This window comes from Pseudomonas sp. MT92 (genome assembly GCF_058792515.1).
In genome coordinates, this window is the sequence record NZ_JBXAFA010000011.1 from 16,153 (window position 1) to 34,211 (window position 18,059).

Consider the following 18,059-nt stretch of genomic DNA (forward strand, 5'->3'; position numbering starts at 1 on the left):
TGTTGCCGGCCGATGATTATCAAAGTCTGTCGAGCCGGCACTGTTCTTGAGCATTCTGCAAGCTCGCCTCTAAGTCCTCCAGCGCCCGGTGGCGTTGTTGGAGAGCGTCGATGTTGTCCATCAGCTCGCGTTTTTTGTCGGCGATGGCGACTCGCGCAAGTGCCCATGGAAAGGCCTCGCCCCGGTGCTGTTCGAACATCGCCTGCATTTCCTTGAGCCTGAAGCCCAGCTGTTGGGCGCACTTGATGAACATCAGCAACTCGACGTGTTGCTGCGAGTAAGTGCGGTACTTTCCCTGGCGTTGCGCGGGGGGCAACAAGCCGATGGCTTCATAGTGGCGGATGCTTTTGACGGTGCTTCCCGAGAGTCGCGCGGCTTGACCGATGTACATGAAAGTCCCTTTTTAAATGTCCCGAACAATGCGCCTTTAGGCCCTGCGCATTATCCGGGACATTCAATGAGCGGCGATAGCATGCACCTGTTCGAGCCAGGTCTGCCGTTGCGCTGCGTTGGCCCCGAGAATCGGCCCGAACGTGAGGGTTTTGGTGGGCTTGATGCCGCAAAACTCCAGTGTGGTTTTGCGGACCTCGTGCAGCCCCGGCATGCGATAGATCCAGCGGTAGTACCAGGGTGGCGTATCCATGGTTACCAGCAAATGGGCGCTGCGACCGTGCAGCAGTTTGTCGGGAAAGGCCTTGCCTTCGCGGTACTTGAAGGCGAAACCGGACAGCAACACGCGATCGAAAAAGCCCTTGAGCAAGGCTGGAATCCCGCCCCACCAGATCGGATAGACCAGCGTCAGATGTTCGGCCCACAAAATATCTGCCTGTGCCTGGCGCAAGTCCGCTTCCAGTGGCTGAACCTGTTGATAGCCCTCGCGCAGGATGGGGTCGAAGTCCAGTTTCCCGAGAAGCAATTGGCGCACCTCGTGCCCGGCCTGCAGCGCCGATTGCGTGTAGCGCTCGGCGAGGGCGGCGCAAAAACTGTTGCTCGACGGATGACCCAGAATCACCAGCATTCGTTTGCCCATTGCCGCTGTCCTTGAAGTTGAAAGCCTCAAGGGTAAAGTCTGCCCCTCAGGGGAGAGTCAAGGCGTGCAGCAAGGCCTTGGCATAACCGGGCAGTGTCGCGAAATCCCTGGCGCAGAGCTGGAGCGTGCGTCGGGCCCAGGGTTCCTGCAGGGCGATGCAGTTGAAAGGGGCTTCTCCCGGCCAGCGTTCGACCGCCGCCAACGGCACAATCGCCAGCTCCGCGCCGCGAGCGACCATGCGCATCACGCCATCGAAACCGTCCGCACGGATGCGGATCTGCAAGCGCGCGCCGACGTGCAGCGCTTGTTCTTCGAGGTACGTCGCCAATGCGCTGTTGGCGTTCAATCCAACGTAATCGTGGTGCAGCGTATCGCTGAAGGCGATCGACCGGGTGTCGGCCAGAGGGTGATGACGGGGCACGATCAAACCCAGGGGATCGTCACGAAACGGCAGGGTCTGCAGGTTGTCGGTGTCCACGGCATCGGAGACGATACCGAGGTCGGCCGCGCCCTGACGCAAGGCATGGGTGATGCGGGCGCTGGGCAACTCCTGCAAGTCGATATCGAGGTTGGGATGTTCGCGCAGAAAGTCCGCGAGCAGTTCCGGCAGGTACTCGGTGAACGCGGTGGTGTTGCACAACAGCCGCACCTGACCTTTGACGCCATTGGCGTATTCGGCGAGGTCCTGCTGCATGCGTTCAGCGTGTTGCAGCAAGAGCCGGGCGTGCTGTGCCAGCGCTTTTCCCGCCGGCGTGGGAGTGACGCCACGCCGGCCACGCTCGAGAAAATCAATGCCGATTGATGCTTCCATGGCACGGATTCGTGCGCTCGCCGCCGCCAGCGACAAGTGACTGCGCGCGGCACCGGCGGTGATGTTGCCGCTGTCGAGGATATTCAGGTACAGGCGCAGGTCGGTCAGGTCGAAGTGCATCGTCAGCCTTTGGCTATCTGTTGTCTGAAGGGGACCTATCGCGACCAAACCCACTCCCACAAGGGATTGGTGTCGTTCGCAGGCCTCATGTAGGAGCGAGCCTGCTCGCGATGGCGTCAGTCGTCGCGCCTCATTTCTCAGCCTCTTGTTTTAAGAGAGGCAGCCTCAGTATATGGCAGATTTTCAAGCGACCACGGCGGGCTCACCATGGCCCCATGAATACACTTGCCGCGTTCTACCAAAATCTCGGTTTTACCCTGTCGTTGCTGGTCATGGTGACCTTTCTGCTGGCCGGCACGATCAAGGGTGTGATCGGCCTGGGTCTGCCGACCATCGCCATGGGCTTGCTCGGTCTGGCTATGGCCCCGTCACAGGCTGCTGCGCTGTTGATCATTCCCGCGACGCTGACCAACGTCTGGCAATTGGCATTCGGCGGACATTTGCGCGGTTTGATCAAACGACTCTGGCCGATGCTGCTGGCGATTTTCATCGGCACCGGGGCCGGCACTGTCTGGATCGGCATGGCGGGCGGGCACTGGGTGGTGCGGGGATTGGGGGCGGCGCTGTTGCTCTATGCGTTGAGCGGGTTGTTTCTGCCGACCTTGCGCGCAGGTGCCCGCAGCGAACCTTGGCTCGGTCCACTGTGCGGTGGACTGACGGGCATCATCACCTCGGCCACCGGCGTGTTTGTGATCCCGGCGGTGCCGTATCTGCAAGCGCTGGGCTTGAGCAAGGATGAACTGGTACAGGCGCTGGGCCTGTCGTTTACCGTGTCGACACTCGCCCTGGCGGGTGGCTTGTTATGGCGTGGCGCGCTCGGTGGCGGCGAGTTGAGCGCGTCCTTGCTGGCGCTGATTCCGGCAGTGCTCGGCATGTGGCTGGGGCAATCGCTGCGCCAGCGGATCAGCGCCGTGTTGTTCAAGCGCGTGTTCTTCATCGGCCTTGGCGTGCTCGGCGGCCACTTGCTAATCAACGGTTAGCGGACGACGGGCTGATCATCTCGATGGCGCGGATCTCGAAATCGCGCTCCAGGTATTCGTCGCGTTGATCGAGGAACTGCTTCATGTGCGGGAGATTAGCGTGCACGTCGAGGTGGGCCTGGGACTGCCAGATCTCATAGAAGATGAACAGGGTCGGGTCCAGCTTGTCGCGCAGCATGTGGTACTCGATACAGCCGGGTTCGGCGCGACTGGCTTCTACATAGCCGCTGAAAAAAGCTTCGAAGGCGTCGGATTTTTCCGGACGGGTCTTGGCGTGCAGGATGAAGCCTTGCAGTTCACTCATCGAAAAATGCTCCTCAAGTCAGAATGAGCGCCAGTCTAAGTCAACAATCACCAATCGATTCGTGCTTGTGGGTCAAATGAATTTTGCAATGAAGGCGCTTATTCCGCGCGAGGTGAATCGGTACGCTGCCGCCATCCAACTTTCTGACCTTTCCGAGATCCCCCATGAAAAAAGTCCTGTTGCTCAATGGCGGCAAAAAATTCGCCCATTCCGATGGCCGCTACAACACCACCCTCCACGAAACCGCATTGAGCGTGCTGGACCGTGGTGGCGTGGATGTCAAAACCACGTTCATCGACGAGGGCTACGACATCGCGGAAGAAGTCGCCAAGTTCCTCTGGGCCGACGTGATCATTTACCAGATGCCCGGCTGGTGGATGGGCGCGCCGTGGACCGTGAAGAAGTACATCGATGAAGTGTTCACCGAAGGCCATGGCAGTCTCTATGCCAGCGACGGTCGTACCCGTTCCGACGCTTCGCAGAAGTACGGCAGCGGCGGCTTGATCCAGGGCAAACAGTACATGCTGTCCCTGACCTGGAACGCACCGCAGCAAGCCTTTGACGACCCGACTGACTTCTTTGAAGGCAAAGGCGTGGACGCGGTGTACTTTCCGTTCCACAAGGCCAATGAATTCCTTGGCATGACCGGGTTGCCGACCTTCCTTTGTGTCGACGTGATGAAACGCCCGAACATCGAAGGCGATGTGGTGCGCTATGAGCAACATCTGATCGAGGTGTTTGGCCTGAAGGCGTGAGGCTCCGCTACTATCGATAGCTGGAGCGGGCACCTGGAGTCGGCTCGGCTTTGAAAATGAGCAGGACTATCGATAAGGAACACACGTGAAAGCCAGATCCGATGAGTTGCAGATTTTCGTCTGCGTGATTGAGTGCGGGTCGATTTCTGCGGCGGCCGAACAGGTGGGGCAAACGCCTTCGGCGGTCAGCCGCACGCTGTCGCGGCTGGAGGCCAAGCTCGATACCACGTTGATCAACCGCACGACGCGGCGCATGGACCTGACCGAGGAGGGCAAGTACTTCTTCGAACAGGCCAAGCTGATTCTCGATCAGATGGACGAACTCGAAGAACGCCTGTCCTCGCGCCAGCAAACGCCGTCCGGGCGTTTGCGCATCAACGCCGCATCGCCATTCATGCTGCACGCGATCGTGCCCTACATCGATGAGTTCCGCCGGCTCTATCCGGACATTCAACTGGAACTCAACAGCAACGACCTGATCATCGACCTGCTCGAACAGAGCACCGACATCGCCATCCGCATCGGCACCCTGGCCGACTCGACCCTGCATGCCCGCTCCCTGGGTTGCAGTCCGCTGCACATCGTCGCCAGCCCGGCGTACCTGGAAAAGCACGGCACGCCGACCGCCGTGACTGACCTCACCGCCCACACATTGTTGGGATTCACCCAGAACGAAGGCCTCAACCAATGGCCGCTGCGCTACGTGCACGGTGACCGCTGGCCAATCCAGGCCTCGCTCAGTGCCTCCAGCGGCGAAACCATTCGTCATCTGGCGCTGGAAGGGCAGGGCATCGCCAGTCTGTCGCATTACATGACCATCGACGACATCCGCGCCGGACGCTTGAAAGTCTTGCTGGCCGAGTTCAACAGTGGTTATCGCCAGCCGATCAACGCGGTGTATTACCGCAACTCGCAACTGGCCCTGCGAATTCAATGTTTCCTGGATTTCATCCAGAGCAAATTGGCGCTGTACGCAGCCGACGATTTCAGCGACTGATTCGTGATTCCTGCGCAAGAGTGAATTGGCCCGGCAGGGATTTTTCGTCAGGGATCGCTGCTTGATACTCGGTGCATCACTGATCAACGCAGGGAATTCCTCCATGAATGTATTCGTCACCGGCGCCGCCGGCTTCATCGGCGGCTCGATCGCCATGGGCCTGATCCGCGCGGGTCATCGGGTCACCGGTCTGGTGCGCAGCGCCGAACAAGCGGATGAACTGTCGGCGCTGGGCATCACCCCGGTCATCGGCACTCTTGACGACAGCGCACTATTGGCCGATCAGGCCCGCGCCGCCGACGCGGTGATCAACGCCGCCAGCAGTGACCATCGCGGTGCGGTGCAAGCCCTGCTCGATGCCTTGCGCGGTTCCAGTAAGGTATTCCTGCACACCAGCGGTTCGAGCATCGTCGGCGATGCGTCGGGCGGAAAGTCCAGCGATGTCATCTACTACGAAGACAACCTGCCGGAACCGACCGTCGACAAGGCTGCACGGGTGGCCATCGACAACCTGATCCTGGCGGCGGCCAGGGACGGCGTGAATTCGGCGGTCATCTGCAACACCCTGATCTACGGCCACAGCCTGGGCGTCCATCGCGACAGCGTGCAGTTGCCGCGTTTGCTGAAACAGGCGCGTAAAAGTGGCGTGGTGCGTCACGTCGGGACCGGCCAGAACATCTGGTCCAACGTGCACATCGAAGACGTGGTGGCCCTGTACCTGCTGGCGCTGAGCAAAAACGTCCCCGGCACGTTCTACTTTGTCGAAAGCGGCGAAGCGTCGTTCATCGACATGACCACGGCGATGGCCGAGGTGCTGAAACTGGGCAAGCCGCAAGACTGGGCGCTGAAAGACGCCGAAGCCGAATGGGGTTATGAAATGGCCAACTATGGCCTGGGCTCCAACAGTCGGGTTCGCGGCAAGCATGCGCGGGCGTTGCTGGGCTGGGTGCCGAAGCGCACGTCGGTGGTTGAATGGATTCTTAACGAGATGGTGTGAGTTCGCTCTGGACCGCGTCATCGTTCATCGCGAGCAGGCTCGCTCCCACATTAGACCGCGCCGGTATGGAGAACGCGGTTCACTGTGTGGCGAGCCTGCTCGCGATGGCGTTTTCGAAGTCGCATAAACTGGCCGGGCCGCCCTCGATTCCGTAACATCCGCAAACTCTTTCTTGCGACTCCCTGCATGCGGTCCCCATGAAACCAAAACATCTACGCGCCGATGCCCTGGCCGGCCTCACCACGTCTTTCGCCTTGCTGCCCGAATGCATCGCCTTCGCGCTGGTGGCCCACCTCAATCCGCTGATGGGGCTGTATGGCGCGTTCATCATATGCACCCTGACCGCGCTGTTCGGTGGTCGGCCGGGCATGGTCTCCGGGGCCGCGGGTTCGATGGCGGTGGTGATTGTCGCGCTGGTAGTGCAGCACGGTGTGCAGTACTTGCTGGCCACGGTGTTACTCGGCGGCCTGGTCATGCTGGCGTTCGGGCTGCTGCGGCTGGGCAAACTGGTGCGGATGGTGCCGCACCCGGTGATGCTCGGCTTCGTCAACGGCCTGGCGATCATCATTGCCCTGGCGCAACTGGAGCACTTCAAAAGCGGTGAGGCCTGGTTGAGCGGTGCGCCGCTGTACATGATGATCGGCCTGGTCGCGGTGACGATGGCGATTGTCTATGTGCTGCCGCGCCTGACCCGCACGGTCCCGCCAGCCTTGGTGGCGATTCTGGGCGTTGGCCTGGCGGTTTACCTGCTCGGCCTGCCGACCCGAACCCTGGGCGACATGGCGCACATCGCCGGCGGCCTGCCGACGTTTGCCCTGCCGGACCTTCCCTGGAACCTGGAAACCCTGCGCATCATCGCGCCTTACGCGATCCTGATGGCGCTGGTCGGTTTGCTGGAAACCCTGCTGACCCTGAACCTCACCGATGAAATCACCGAGAGCCGCGGCTACCCCGATCGCGAATGCGTGGCGTTGGGCGCGGCCAACGTGGTGTCCGGCCTGTTTGGCGGCATGGGTGGTTGCGCGATGATCGGCCAGACCGTGATCAACCTCAGTTCCGGTGGTCGTGGTCGCTTGTCCGGTGTGGTCGCCGGGGTGGCGATCTTGCTGTTCATTCTGTTTCTGTCGCCGCTGATCGAGCGCATTCCGCTGGCTGCTTTGGTCGGGGTGATGTTCGTGGTGTCGCAGCAGACCTTTGCCTGGGCCTCGCTGCGGGTGCTGAACAAGGTACCGCTCAATGACGTGCTGGTGATCATCGCAGTGACGGTGATCACGGTGTTCACCGATCTGGCGACGGCCGTGCTGTGCGGCATCATCATCGCGGCCCTCAACTTCGCCTGGCAGCAGGCCCGCGAGTTGTATGCCGACACTCACGTCGAAGCCGACGGCAGCAAGTTGTACCTGCTGCATGGCACGCTGTTCTTCGCCTCGACCACACCCTTTCTCAATCAGTTCGATCCTGCCAACGACCCTTCCGTGGTGACCCTTGATTGTCGCCACCTGAGCTTCGTCGATTACTCGGCCATCGCTGCGCTCAAGACATTGCGCGAGCGCTATGAAAAGGCTGGGAAGCACCTGCGGGTGTTGCACTTGTCCGAACGCTGCAAGAAGCTGCTCAAGCGGGCGCGCGTGCAGCACGACTGAGGTCCCGCCCGGGGCAGGCGCGATGAAAGTCCACCATCAAGAACGTCTGCGGCGGATCAAACTCGCCCTGGACGATTACCGCGGCGGCGGTTGGGAGACTGAGATGATGTACGACACGCTGATTCGCAACGCGCTGATCATCGATGGCAGTAACAGCCCCGGCTACCCCGCCGACCTGGCGATACTGAACGGTCGCATCGAGCGCATCGGCGACCTGCACGACGCCCGCGCCACCGAGGAGATCGACGCCGCCGGTCGCGTGCTGGCGCCGGGTTTCATCGACGTGCACACCCATGACGACACCGTAGTGATCCGCCAGCCGCAAATGCTGCCCAAGCTCAGCCAGGGCGTGACCACGGTGATCGTCGGCAACTGCGGCATCAGTGCTTCGCCGGTGAGTTTGCGCGGCGATCCGCCGGACCCGATGAACCTGCTGGGCAGCCGCGCCGCGTTTGTTTATCCGACGTTCAGCGATTACCGCGCGGCGGTCGAAGCGGCGAACACGACGCTGAACGTTGCCGCGTTGGTGGGCCACACCGCACTGCGCAGCAACCATCTCGACGATCTGTATCGCACCGCCACGGCCGATGAAATTGCCGCGATGCGCGAACAGCTGCGCGAGAGCCTGGAGGCCGGTGCGCTGGGACTGTCCACGGGCCTGGCTTATGCCAGCGCGTTTTCGGCGTCCACCGATGAAATCATGCAACTGACCGAAGAACTGACAGCTTTCGGCGCCGTCTACACCACCCACTTGCGCAGCGAATTCGAACCGGTACTGGAGGCCATGGACGAGGCGTTCCGGATTGGCCGTCATGCGAAAGTCCCGGTGATCATTTCCCACCTCAAATGTGCCGGCGCCGGTAACTGGGGCCGCAGCCCGCAGCTGCTGGAATCCCTCGAACGTGCCGCGCAAACCCACCCGGTGGGCTGCGATTGCTATCCCTATGCGGCGAGCTCTTCGACCCTGGACCTCAAACAAGTCACCGACGCCCATCGCATCACCATCACTTGGTCGACGCCGCATCCGGAGATGGGCGGCCGCGACCTGATGGACATCGCTGCCGAGTGGAACCTGTCGTTGCTCGATGCCGCCCGCCAACTGCAACCGGCCGGTGCGGTGTATTACGGGATGGACGAGGCGGACGTACGCAGAATCCTCGCGCATCCGCTGTCGATGGTCGGCTCCGACGGTTTGCCGGAAGACCCGTTTCCCCATCCTCGTTTGTGGGGCGCGTTCCCTCGGGTGCTCGGACATTTCAGCCGCGACGCAGGGCTGTTTGCGCTGCACACCGCCGTGCACAAAATGACCGGGCTCTCAGCGGCGCGATTCGGTTTGAAGGAGCGGGGCGAGATCCGCGAAGGACATTGGGCCGACCTGGTGTTGTTCGACCCGGCGACTATTCGCGACGTGGCGGACTTCAATGATCCGCAACGGGCCGCAGAAGGCATCGACGGCGTGTGGGTCAACGGGGTTCTGAGTTACTGCGACGGTCAGGCGAACGGGCGCAGGGCAGGGCGGTTTCTGGTGCGGGAAGGGGATTTGCGAGACGGGTTTGAGTGAGGATTGGGCGTTGCATCACAGTAGTGGCACATTGAGATTAAAGAATGCCATGACCAAGCCGAATTGCTGAGGTACAGCCCGGCTACACGCCGGGCAATTTCCGTCTGGGAGCAACGCGATGAGCTTGGGCAAAACCACCCCGATCCTGCGGATCTTCGATGAAATCAAGGCCGTTGAGTTCTACGTCGACTTCCTCGGGTTCAAGATCGATTGGCAGCATCGTTTCGAACCCGACTCCCCGTTGTACCTGCAGGTTTCCCATGGTGAATGCGTGCTGCATCTGTCCGGACACCAGGGTGACAGCATGCCGGGCTCGGCCCTGCGCATCGAGACCGATGAACTGGAAGCGCTCCAGCAACAATTATTGGCCAAGCAATACCCCTTCGCTCACCCGCAGATTCAGGCGATGCCGTGGGGCAGCCAGGACATGACCATCGCCGATCCGTTCGGCAATCGGTTGGTGTTTACCAACGCGATCAGTGTGTGAGCATGTGCGGTGACAATCAGATCGCCATCGCGGGCTTGCCCGCGATGGGATCTGTGGTTCAGCGCTGATCCAGCGTCAGACCCGAAAGTGGCTCACCATCGCTTGCAACTGATTCCCCAACCGCGCCAGTTCAACACTGGACGCTGCCGTTTCGTCGCTGGCCGCAGCGGTCTGTTCGGAGACGTCGCGCACGTTGATGATGCTGCGGCTGATCTCTTCGGCCACGGCGCTTTGCTGTTCGGCGGCGGCTGCGATCTGCTGGTTCATTGACTGGATGTTGGACACCGTGCGGGTGATGTTTTCCAGTGAAGCGCCGGCCTTGCGGGTCAGGGCCACGCTGCTGTCGGTCAGGACGCGGCTGTTGTTCATCACCATTGCCACTTGTTGGGTGCCGTTCTGCAGACCCGCCACCAGGCTTTCGATTTCTTCGGTGGATTTTTGCGTACGCTGGGCCAGGCCGCGGACTTCGTCGGCCACCACGGCAAAACCACGTCCGGCTTCACCGGCGCGCGCCGCTTCAATGGCCGCGTTGAGCGCCAGCAGGTTGGTCTGTTCGGCCACGGCCTTGATCACGTCCATGACGCTGCCGATCTTGTCGCTTTCCTGTTGCAGCACGCCCATGGCTTCGGTGGATCGCACCACTTCGCTGGCCAGGCGTTCGATCTGGTCGATCGCTTCGGCCACCACTTTGTCACCTTCGCGAGCTTCACCATCAGCCGCGGCTGCCGCTTGCGAGGCCTGCTCGGCATTGCGCGCAACTTCCTGCACGGTGGCGGTCATTTCGTGCATGGCGGTGGCGACCTGATCGGTTTCGACTTTCTGGCTGTTGACCCCGGCGCTGGTTTGTTCGGTCACGGCCGATAATTCTTCGGCAGCGCTGGCGATCTGGGTGACGCCGTCGCGGATGCCACTGATCAGGTCGCGCAGGGTCACGCCCATGCGCGCGATGCCTTGCTGCAATACACCGAGTTCGTCGCGGCGCGTCACCTGGACATCGTGGGATAAGTCGCCGCTGGCGATGCGATCGACCACGGCCAGGGTGTCGCGCAGCGGGCCGGTAATCTGTCGGGTAATGACGACGGCGGCAATGATGCCCACCAACAATGCCAGCAATGTGCTGACCAGTTGCAGGGTGCGGGCGTTGTCGCTTTCGGCGTCACGGCGGTCGAGTTGAATCTGATACAGCGCATCGCTCAGGCTGACGATGGCGGCACCCTCGTCAGTCATTTCCTTGCGTGCCTGTACCACATCACCGTTTGCGGTTTTGTAAGCCTGCAAGGCGCTACGGTAGTTGCCCAGCGCGGTTTCCAGTCGCTGCAGGGCGTCTGGCTGAACGTCGGCGAAATGCGCGTTGAGCTGTTTCAGGCTGGCGATGGCGGCGTCCAGTTGGGCGACGGCCTTTTGCTCGGTTTCGGCGTTGGTGGTCGCGGTGTAGCCGCGCACTTCGTAGCGGGCCAGCAAGAAGGCTTCCTTGGCGGCGGTGATGGCCTGGAACTGTTCGAAGCGCTGATCGCTCGGCGGCAGTTGTTGCACGCGGCTATTGAGATCGTTGATCAGCGTGTTGGCCGTTTCAGCATTGGCGATCATGACATCGCGGGCGCTGCTGCCGGCACGGTAGGCGCCGCGCATTTTGTTCAGGGACGTCTTGTAGGCGTCGATGACGGTGCCTTGCTCATTGAGCAGCTTGAGGTTCTCCGGGCTCTTGAACTTCACCAGCAGCGCTTGTTGTTGAGCGGAAAAGGCTTCGAGGGTGGTCTGCACGTTCTGGGCGGTGGCTTCGTCGCCGTTGGTCAGCATGTATTGCAGGCGCGCCACGCGCAGCTTGGTCAGGCTGGCGTTGAGCTGGGTGATGTCACTCATCCAGTTGCTGCGGTCAATCAAACCGCCCAGGCTGGTCCAGCCGGTCAAGGCGAGGATGCAAGTCAGTGCCAGAACCAGGCCAAAGCCCAGGCCCAGTTTCAGGTTCACGCTGATGTTGCCGAACCAGCTATTCATGAAAATTCCTCCAGTAACGCAGTGCTTCTTGATCGTCGGTGGCTGGAAGATTGTTGTTGTTGGGAGCCTCCAAGCTATGTAAGCAGGGTGTATCGGCCGCGATTCCTGGAGCTGAAACGTTTTTTGCAATGGCTTTTACGCGAAAGTGTTGCACTTTGTGTAGGGGCTGACCGTGCGTCGGACCGCGCCAATTCTTAAGCTTTTTTTCACATGGGTTTCACCTGTAGACGACGCCCGCCTCTCTAGCCTCGCCGCATAAAAATAATGGTGCATGCCGGCGAGGCGACTAGATATGGAATTGAGACTCACTCTGTTCGGAGTAAAACGCTCGATCGACCTGAGCCGATTTGCCCGTTATCGCAATACAATCGTGGTGCTGGCCTCGGCATTGCTGGTGGTACCCCTGATCCTTTTTCTGCTGCGGCCTGCCGCCGCGCCGGACCTGGCCCATGGTAATGTGGCCGGCGCTCAGGCATTGCTGGCCGGTTGGGCCAAGGGCGACATGATCGTGCTGGTACGCCATGTCGAGCGTTGTGATCACTCCAGCGCTGCCTGCCTGGTGGGCAACGATGGCATTACCGAACGTTCGCGTAGCGTCGCGGTGGAAGTCGGCAAGCACTTCGAGCAGTTGGGGCTGAGCAAGGCCGACATCTACAACAGCCCGATGCTGCGTACAGCACAGACAGCGGCCTTCATGTTCAACAAGGTCGGCACCGGTGAAGACTGGCTGATCAGTTGCAAGGGCACTATGCTGCGCGACGCTTTGGCGCATAAAGTGGCCGGACGCAACCTGATCCTGGTAACCCACAGCGAATGCATGGAGCAGCTCGAGAAAGACCTCAAGTTGTCAGGCTCCACTCCAGGCTATGGCGCTTCGTTGTTCGTTTCCGCCGAAACCCCACAGACACCTCGCATGCTAGGCTTCATCGACGCCTCGGACTGGCCATCGGTGACGAGTAAATGAATTCATCTTTTTTGATCAGGACACACGATGCAGAGTACTTCCCACCGTTTCTACTGGTTGAATTTCGGTATTCCGCTGGCCTGCGCCGCCGTGGTTTTCCTGATGTTCGACATGACCTCAATCGACATCGCGTTCAGCAATCTGTTCTTTGATCCGATTACCCAAACCTTCCCAATCGACCAGGTTCACTTCTTTGAGAAGCTCACCCACAAGTGGGCGCGGATCATTCCCAACTGGACCGCTGAAATTGCGTTGATCGGCGCGATCCTGTCGTTTGTCTGGCCATTGGTCACCCCGCAAAAACATCCACGCCTGGGCAACTTTCTGGAGCGGACCAAAGCCGCCCCTGTGCTTCGGTTTGCCAGGGACCATCGTCGGGATTTTCTGTTTGTGGTATTTGCGTTCGCGATTTGCACGGGAGTGATCCATTTCCTCAAGTCGCATACCAGCGTGTACTGCCCGATTGAAACGACGCTTTACGGTGGAAAAATCGCCCACATCGAGTGGTACCAGAACTTCCAGCTGTTCAGGGAAGCAGGCGATGGCCGTTGCTGGCCAGGCGGCCATGCCTCGGGTGGTTTCACCATGCTGGCGTTGTATTTCGTGGCACGTCGCTACCGCTGGCGCTTTTCCAAAGCGGTAATGTACGGCTCGCTGCTGCTGGGTTTCGTCTACGGCACCACGCGTGTTCTGCAAGGCTGGCACTACATGTCCCACACCTTCTGGGCCGGGATCTTCGTGTGGCTGGCGTGTTTGCTGACGGCGCTGGCGTTCTACGGCCGGGCGCGGCTGGATCAGCCGGTTCTGCAAAAGCACGAGCGGCGGGTAGCTGTAGCGCAGGCTCAAACGGCCAGTTAACTTCAGGCGCCGGATACGAAAAACCCGTGATCCCCAGGGATCACGGGTTTTTTATTGCCCGACAAAGTAGTAATGCTGTTTCCCGACCGTCATGGATTTGAGCACTTTCAATGGCGCGGGCGGCTCTGCATCGGCGCCCATGACCGCCACGTTGGAAGGCGACGCGGTCAGGAACTCATGCAGCTGCGCCTCGGTATCCAGTCCTTTGAGCACGCGGTGGGTGTAGAACACGCTGGCGCCGCCCAGTCGTTCGTTGGCCTGATACAGCGCGACTTGCTGACCGTTGGCCTGCAGGGCCCGGATCTGCTCGGTCAGCGGCAGGAACGACAATGTGCGATCGGCGTGGGGGAGCGCCCATTGTGCCGCGGCGAGGTAGCTGGCGATCACCACGGACAGCGTGCCAACCGCCACGCTGCGACGATGCCGGATAATGCTGCTCGCCAGGGGCGAGACGTCTTGCCGGGCCTTCAGTTTTGCGTACAGGACGCTCGCGTACTCGGCGGCGATGACGGCCGCTGCCGGTGTCATCGACATCAGGTACACCGTACGTTTACTCGACGCCAACGTCAGCATGACGAACTGGGCCAATATCCACAGGGTAAAGAACAACAGGTAACGGTTGGCCCTCAGGCTTTTGCGGAAATGCCACAGCCCCAGATACACCAGAATGTTCCAGGGCAAAAATGCCTCGGGCAGTTTGGCCAGGTAGTAGTAGAACGGTTCGTAATGACCGGCTTCCACGAAGGAGCCACTGAAGCGTCCGACGCTGTTGGTCAGCAGCAGTTCCGTCACTGCCTGGATGCCGCCGCGCTGATACAGCAGCGCCAGCCAGATCATCAGTGGCAGCAATCCCAGCAGCGTCAGCAGCCCTGGGCGTAGCCAGTGCGCCAGGTGCAGGCGCTTGTCCATCAGGCTTTCGGCCAGCAAAAAGGCGAAGATCACCACCCCCGGCATCGCCAGCCCCAGGATGCCTTTGCTCAAGGTGGCGATGGCGATTCCCAGGGCGAACAACAGCGCATTGCTCAGGCTCGATTGTCGGTGCCCCTGGAAGAACGCCAGTAGCGTCAGCGTCACACCGAGGGCGAGCAACGCGTCTTCGCCGACGCCGCGCACGTTGCTCCAGTAACTGGCCATGGTCGCCAACAGCAATGCGGCGGTCCACGCGAGGGTTGTCGGCCGGCCGAAGCGCCGCAGCATCGCGAACAACAGCATCACGCTGAACAACCCTGCACAGGCCGAGGTCAGCCGCACCGCCCACGGCGTGCTGCCGAACGCGCCGATGGCTCCGGCGTCGAGCCACAGGCTCAGGGGCGGTTTTTCCAGGAAGGGTTCGCCGAACAGGCGAGGGGTTACCCAGTCGTTGTCCAGGTGCATTTCCATGGCAATGCCGGCGACCCGCGCCTCGGTGGAGCCTTGCAGCTGGTGATTGCCCAGGGCGAAGAAAAACAGCAGCACGGCAAGCAATAACAGTGAGGAAGTGGAGCGCGACATAGGCGTTCGGGGACCGGGGAGGGAGTACGAATCCCGAGCATACGAAGCGAATCCTTAACAAAACGTGAACGAGGTGTGAAAGCTTAGGAAAGCTGTCTTGACCAGCATTGATCAGGGTCTTCGTAGACCTTGCTGACCAGCGCCGTCAGCACATGATCCTGCCAGCGCCCGCCGATGTTCAGGTACGCCTTGGCATAGCCTTCGCGCTCGAAACCCAGGCGCTCCAGCAACCGGGCGCTGCGCTCGTTGTCGGGGATGTAGTTGGCCATGATCCGGTGCAGGTTCATTGTCTCGAACATGTAACGGATACCCGCTTGCAGGGCTTCATGCATCAAACCCTGGCCCTGGTGGGATTGGTCGATGTGATAGCCGAGGTAACACGCCTGAAATGCCCCGCGAATGATGCCGCTGAAATTGCATGCGCCGATCATCTGCTGGCCGTCGCGATCCAGCACTGCAAAGTGCACCGCGTAGCCGTCCTCGAAGGCAAAGGCCTGTTGCGCCAGGCGCGAGCGGATTTTTTCCGGACGGTAGTAGTCGTCGGGGCGAACCGGTGACCAGGGGGCGAGGTGTGCCTGATTGCGCTGGTAGAAGTCGCTTTCCAGCGCAGCCTGGCTGGGGCTGAGGATGGCCAGCGTCAGGCGTTTGCAGGGGAGGGTGAGGATCGTCATCGGGCGCTCGAGGTTACGGTGGACGACCCACAATTTACAGGCAAAAAAAAGCCCGCGGGAGGGCGGGCAAACCGTAGTTTCTTGAATGAGCGAGAAAAATGTACAGGTTGTGGCCAATCGATGGGGTGAAGAAAAGTTCATTTGTCAGAGGGTTGGCGCTCCCCCGAGGCCGGACAAATGATCCGGCACGAAATCTGGAATAAATGTCGTCAAGAAAATGACAAATTTTCTATGGTTTTGAAAGCAATGAGAAAAATAGACGGTCTATTGACAGTTATCGCCCGATCTCCCATTATCGGCGGCGTTTTGATGGCCTACCGCCATAAAAATGTCACTCGCGACTGGCAAGTTTCACGGGGCATTCGCGACTGTGATGGCGCGAGCTCAAACCGTTGGCGGACTTCAAATCCAAGTATCCGCTTGATTTTTCAGGAAGAATTTTCATGTTTGTTGAGCGAATACTCGTTACTGGCGGTGCTGGTTTCATCGGATCACACCTGGTGGAAGCGTTGCTGGCGAAAGGTTACAAAGTGCGTGTGCTGGATAACCTGTCCTCCGGCAAAGTCAGTAACTTGCCAATGGATAATGCCAACCTGAACCTGGTCGTCGGTGATGTCGCCGACAGCGCCGCGGTGAGCCAGGCCATGCGTGATTGCAGCGCGGTCGTTCACCTGGCCGCCGTGGCCTCCGTTCAAGCGTCGGTGGACGATCCGGTCAGCACCCATCAAAGCAATTTTGTCGGCACCCTCAACGTCTGTGAAAACATGTTGAAGGCCGGGATCAAGCGTGTCGTGTTCGCCTCCAGCGCGGCCATCTATGGCAACAACGGCGAAGGTTCGGCCATTGATGAAAACACCGCCAAGTCGCCGCTCACGCCCTATGCCAGCGACAAACTGGCCAGCGAGTATTACCTGGATTTCTATCGCCGCGAACACGGCCTGGAACCGGTGATCCTGAGATTCTTCAACATCTTTGGCCCGCGCCAGGATCCGTCTTCGCCGTACTCCGGTGTGATCAGCATTTTCACCGAGCGGGCGATGAACCGGCAGCCGGTTTCGATTTTCGGTGACGGTGAGCAGACCCGCGACTTCGTCTACGTCCTGGACCTGGTGAGCATCCTGCTCCAGGCGGTGGAGGCGAGCGAACCGCAATCCGGTGCGGTGAACATCGGCTTGAGCCGCTCCACCAGCCTCAATGATTTGATCGCTGAACTGGGCGCGGCCACCGGCAACCCCTTGACGGTGAATTATCAGGCGCCACGTCAGGGCGATATTCGCCATTCGCGCGCCAATAACGCGCGCCTGCTCGAGCGCTTCAATCTTCCGGAACCGACGTCCATCGGCAATGGTCTAGCGCAACTTATCCGCAGTCTTTGATTCGGCCGGTTTTACTGCCCGATGTTCAAGCGGTAACGGTTCAGTCATTTCAAGAGTGAGTTATGGAAATCGTTTTTCGCAGGACGCGTGTCCGCTCGGTCGCCAAGCGACTGTTAGCCGCTCTGGCATTGTGTGTCAGTGGCCCCGCCGTACAGGCTGCCGCATTGACGCCACCTTCCAGCGTGACCTTTTGGTATGCCGACGAGCCGCCGATCTCCGAGCTGGCCCAGTTCGACTGGTCGGTGGTCGAGCCGGGGCATGTGTCGGCGGGGGACGTCAAAACCCTGCGCAAGTTGGGCAGCCAGCCGTTTGCCTACCTGTCCGTCGGTGAATTCAGCGGCAACAAGGCGGCCATCGACAAGGCCGGCCTGGGCAAAGCCGTCAGCCCGGTTCGCAACGGCGCCTGGGACAGCCAGGTCATGGACCTCGCCGCGCCGGCCTGGCGTGAGCATTTGTTCAGCCGCGCCAAGGCACTGCAAGCCGAAGGTTACGCCGGGCTGTTCCTCGACACGCTCGACAGCTTCCAGTTGATGCCGCAAGCGGAGCAAGAAGCGCAACGCCATGCCCTGGCCAGTTTTCTGCGGGAGCTGCACCAGCGTCAGCCGGAACTCAGCACACTTAACGAGAACTATCAGCGCATCTCCACGTTGTTGGGTACGAGCAAAGGAGAGCTCAAGTTCCAGGACGTCGTTGGTAGCATGGGCGCAGAAAGCGCGTTCGCGGCGTTCGAAGACGATATTAATCTTCCCGCTGTGCTTCAGTTCATCGCAAAAGAGTTGCCGGAGGACATGCAGCTAATTGTTGGACTGGAGACTCCAACGGACTTCCCCTTCGATAGAGAGATACACTTGGACGTGAAGTACTCGATGCTTCGTGAAGACTACTGGGACGAGGCGGAGCGCATCATTGAGCCACTGCTCAAGAAGATGTACGCAACGATGAAATCCGATGTCGAGGAGTCCAGCGACGATGTGTCGGAGCAATGACGTTCTCTCTATCCGAGAACCATGGGTTTTGTC

Annotated in this window: 17 protein-coding genes and 2 pseudogenes; 11 read left to right on the plus strand and 8 right to left on the minus strand. The window is 60.2% G+C overall.

Annotation, left to right across the window (positions count from 1 at the left end; all coding sequences use genetic code 11):
• Nucleotides 1-19: 19 nt before the first annotated feature.
• The 3 genes from AC1Q6D_RS20245 to AC1Q6D_RS20255 all read right to left on the minus strand — a co-directional run bounded on the left by AC1Q6D_RS20245 (nt 20) and on the right by AC1Q6D_RS20255 (nt 1,961).
• Nucleotides 20-391: a MerR family transcriptional regulator gene (locus AC1Q6D_RS20245; RefSeq protein WP_103404063.1), complete on the minus strand. Its 372-nt coding sequence runs from the start codon at nt 389-391 to the stop codon at nt 20-22.
• A 63-nt stretch (nt 392-454) separates the two neighbouring features.
• Nucleotides 455-1,030 carry an NAD(P)H-dependent oxidoreductase gene (locus AC1Q6D_RS20250; protein WP_103404062.1) on the minus strand — a complete coding sequence of 192 codons (576 nt, stop codon included), beginning with the start codon at nt 1,028-1,030 and terminating at the stop codon, nt 455-457.
• 46 nt (nt 1,031-1,076) lie between these two features.
• Nucleotides 1,077-1,961 carry a LysR substrate-binding domain-containing protein gene (locus tag AC1Q6D_RS20255; RefSeq protein ID WP_103404061.1) on the minus strand — a complete coding sequence of 295 codons (885 nt, stop codon included), beginning with the start codon at nt 1,959-1,961 and terminating at the stop codon, nt 1,077-1,079.
• A 215-nt stretch (nt 1,962-2,176) separates the two neighbouring features.
• Here AC1Q6D_RS20255 and AC1Q6D_RS20260 point away from each other — a divergent pair, with 215 nt between their 5' ends.
• The gene (locus AC1Q6D_RS20260) at nt 2,177-2,941 is read left to right on the plus strand and encodes a sulfite exporter TauE/SafE family protein (protein ID WP_103404060.1); all 765 of its coding nucleotides are present in this window, start codon (nt 2,177-2,179) and stop codon (nt 2,939-2,941) included.
• Here AC1Q6D_RS20260 and AC1Q6D_RS20265 read toward each other — a convergent pair.
• Entirely contained in the window at nt 2,931-3,245 is a 315-nt protein-coding gene (locus tag AC1Q6D_RS20265; protein ID WP_103404059.1) for a putative quinol monooxygenase, read from the minus strand. The two genes, AC1Q6D_RS20260 and AC1Q6D_RS20265, sit on opposite strands and share 11 nt — an antisense overlap.
• 164 nt (nt 3,246-3,409) lie before the next feature.
• Here AC1Q6D_RS20265 and mdaB point away from each other — a divergent pair, with 164 nt between their 5' ends.
• From mdaB to AC1Q6D_RS20295, 6 genes are all read left to right on the plus strand, one after another.
• Nucleotides 3,410-4,000: an NADPH:quinone oxidoreductase MdaB gene (gene mdaB / locus AC1Q6D_RS20270; RefSeq protein ID WP_103404058.1), complete on the plus strand. Its 591-nt coding sequence runs from the start codon at nt 3,410-3,412 to the stop codon at nt 3,998-4,000.
• Nucleotides 4,001-4,085: 85 nt separating this feature from the next.
• The gene (locus AC1Q6D_RS20275; protein WP_103404057.1) at nt 4,086-4,997 is read left to right on the plus strand and encodes a LysR family transcriptional regulator; all 912 of its coding nucleotides are present in this window, start codon (nt 4,086-4,088) and stop codon (nt 4,995-4,997) included.
• Between the two features lie 103 nt (nt 4,998-5,100).
• A complete protein-coding gene (locus AC1Q6D_RS20280; protein ID WP_103404056.1) occupies nt 5,101-5,994 on the plus strand; it encodes an NAD-dependent epimerase/dehydratase family protein in 894 nt (297 codons plus the stop codon).
• A gap of 197 nt (nt 5,995-6,191) precedes the next feature.
• The gene (locus AC1Q6D_RS20285; RefSeq protein WP_103404055.1) at nt 6,192-7,637 is read left to right on the plus strand and encodes a SulP family inorganic anion transporter; all 1,446 of its coding nucleotides are present in this window, start codon (nt 6,192-6,194) and stop codon (nt 7,635-7,637) included.
• A 103-nt stretch (nt 7,638-7,740) separates the two neighbouring features.
• Entirely contained in the window at nt 7,741-9,198 is a 1,458-nt protein-coding gene (locus tag AC1Q6D_RS20290) for an N-acyl-D-amino-acid deacylase family protein (protein ID WP_103404073.1), read from the plus strand.
• A 118-nt stretch (nt 9,199-9,316) separates the two neighbouring features.
• Nucleotides 9,317-9,685: a glyoxalase superfamily protein gene (locus AC1Q6D_RS20295; protein ID WP_103404054.1), complete on the plus strand. Its 369-nt coding sequence runs from the start codon at nt 9,317-9,319 to the stop codon at nt 9,683-9,685.
• A gap of 75 nt (nt 9,686-9,760) precedes the next feature.
• On the opposite strand, the gene AC1Q6D_RS20300 is transcribed toward AC1Q6D_RS20295, so the two are convergent.
• Both AC1Q6D_RS20300 and AC1Q6D_RS20305 read right to left on the minus strand, forming a co-directional pair.
• Complete coding sequence (locus tag AC1Q6D_RS20300) at nt 9,761-10,624, minus strand: methyl-accepting chemotaxis protein (protein WP_404943280.1); 864 nt, start codon at nt 10,622-10,624, stop codon at nt 9,761-9,763.
• A gap of 42 nt (nt 10,625-10,666) precedes the next feature.
• Nucleotides 10,667-11,680 (minus strand): annotated as a pseudogene (locus AC1Q6D_RS20305) (methyl-accepting chemotaxis protein); the annotation flags it as partial.
• A 292-nt stretch (nt 11,681-11,972) separates the two neighbouring features.
• Here AC1Q6D_RS20305 and pmrG point away from each other — a divergent pair.
• Nucleotides 11,973-12,644 carry a lipopolysaccharide core heptose(II)-phosphate phosphatase PmrG gene (gene pmrG / locus AC1Q6D_RS20310; RefSeq protein WP_103404052.1) on the plus strand — a complete coding sequence of 224 codons (672 nt, stop codon included), beginning with the start codon at nt 11,973-11,975 and terminating at the stop codon, nt 12,642-12,644.
• 27 nt (nt 12,645-12,671) lie between these two features.
• The gene (locus tag AC1Q6D_RS20315; protein ID WP_103404051.1) at nt 12,672-13,502 is read left to right on the plus strand and encodes a phosphatase PAP2 family protein; all 831 of its coding nucleotides are present in this window, start codon (nt 12,672-12,674) and stop codon (nt 13,500-13,502) included.
• Nucleotides 13,503-13,553: 51 nt separating this feature from the next.
• Here AC1Q6D_RS20315 and AC1Q6D_RS20320 read toward each other — a convergent pair whose 3' ends face one another.
• A complete protein-coding gene (locus AC1Q6D_RS20320; protein WP_103404050.1) occupies nt 13,554-14,993 on the minus strand; it encodes an ArnT family glycosyltransferase in 1,440 nt (479 codons plus the stop codon).
• Between the two features lie 83 nt (nt 14,994-15,076).
• Nucleotides 15,077-15,664 carry a ribosomal protein S5-alanine N-acetyltransferase gene (gene rimJ, locus AC1Q6D_RS20325; protein WP_103404049.1) on the minus strand — a complete coding sequence of 196 codons (588 nt, stop codon included), beginning with the start codon at nt 15,662-15,664 and terminating at the stop codon, nt 15,077-15,079.
• 443 nt (nt 15,665-16,107) lie between these two features.
• On the opposite strand from rimJ, the gene AC1Q6D_RS20330 reads away from it, so the two are divergent.
• The gene (locus AC1Q6D_RS20330) at nt 16,108-17,040 is read left to right on the plus strand and encodes an SDR family NAD(P)-dependent oxidoreductase (RefSeq protein ID WP_103404048.1); all 933 of its coding nucleotides are present in this window, start codon (nt 16,108-16,110) and stop codon (nt 17,038-17,040) included.
• 62 nt (nt 17,041-17,102) lie between these two features.
• Nucleotides 17,103-17,702, plus strand: a pseudogene (locus tag AC1Q6D_RS20335) (endo alpha-1,4 polygalactosaminidase); the annotation flags it as partial.
• Nucleotides 17,703-18,059 lie beyond the last annotated feature (357 nt).

Bases quoted from the DNA above. Each gene is read 5' to 3' on its own strand.
- AC1Q6D_RS20245 (WP_103404063.1), bottom strand. From the start codon at position 391: ATGTACATCGGTCAAGCCGCGCGACTCTCGGGAAGCACCGTCAAAAGC.
- AC1Q6D_RS20250 (WP_103404062.1), bottom strand. From the start codon at position 1,030: ATGGGCAAACGAATGCTGGTGATTCTGGGTCATCCGTCGAGCAACAGT.
- AC1Q6D_RS20255 (WP_103404061.1), bottom strand. From the start codon at position 1,961: ATGCACTTCGACCTGACCGACCTGCGCCTGTACCTGAATATCCTCGAC.
- AC1Q6D_RS20260 (WP_103404060.1), top strand. From the start codon at position 2,177: ATGAATACACTTGCCGCGTTCTACCAAAATCTCGGTTTTACCCTGTCG.
- AC1Q6D_RS20265 (WP_103404059.1), bottom strand. From the start codon at position 3,245: ATGAGTGAACTGCAAGGCTTCATCCTGCACGCCAAGACCCGTCCGGAA.
- mdaB (WP_103404058.1), top strand. From the start codon at position 3,410: ATGAAAAAAGTCCTGTTGCTCAATGGCGGCAAAAAATTCGCCCATTCC.
- AC1Q6D_RS20280 (WP_103404056.1), top strand. From the start codon at position 5,101: ATGAATGTATTCGTCACCGGCGCCGCCGGCTTCATCGGCGGCTCGATC.
- AC1Q6D_RS20285 (WP_103404055.1), top strand. From the start codon at position 6,192: ATGAAACCAAAACATCTACGCGCCGATGCCCTGGCCGGCCTCACCACG.
- AC1Q6D_RS20290 (WP_103404073.1), top strand. From the start codon at position 7,741: ATGATGTACGACACGCTGATTCGCAACGCGCTGATCATCGATGGCAGT.
- AC1Q6D_RS20295 (WP_103404054.1), top strand. From the start codon at position 9,317: ATGAGCTTGGGCAAAACCACCCCGATCCTGCGGATCTTCGATGAAATC.
- AC1Q6D_RS20300 (WP_404943280.1), bottom strand. From the start codon at position 10,624: ATGGGCGTGACCCTGCGCGACCTGATCAGTGGCATCCGCGACGGCGTC.
- pmrG (WP_103404052.1), top strand. From the start codon at position 11,973: ATGGAATTGAGACTCACTCTGTTCGGAGTAAAACGCTCGATCGACCTG.
- AC1Q6D_RS20315 (WP_103404051.1), top strand. From the start codon at position 12,672: ATGCAGAGTACTTCCCACCGTTTCTACTGGTTGAATTTCGGTATTCCG.
- AC1Q6D_RS20320 (WP_103404050.1), bottom strand. From the start codon at position 14,993: ATGTCGCGCTCCACTTCCTCACTGTTATTGCTTGCCGTGCTGCTGTTT.
- rimJ (WP_103404049.1), bottom strand. From the start codon at position 15,664: ATGACGATCCTCACCCTCCCCTGCAAACGCCTGACGCTGGCCATCCTC.
- AC1Q6D_RS20330 (WP_103404048.1), top strand. From the start codon at position 16,108: ATGTTTGTTGAGCGAATACTCGTTACTGGCGGTGCTGGTTTCATCGGA.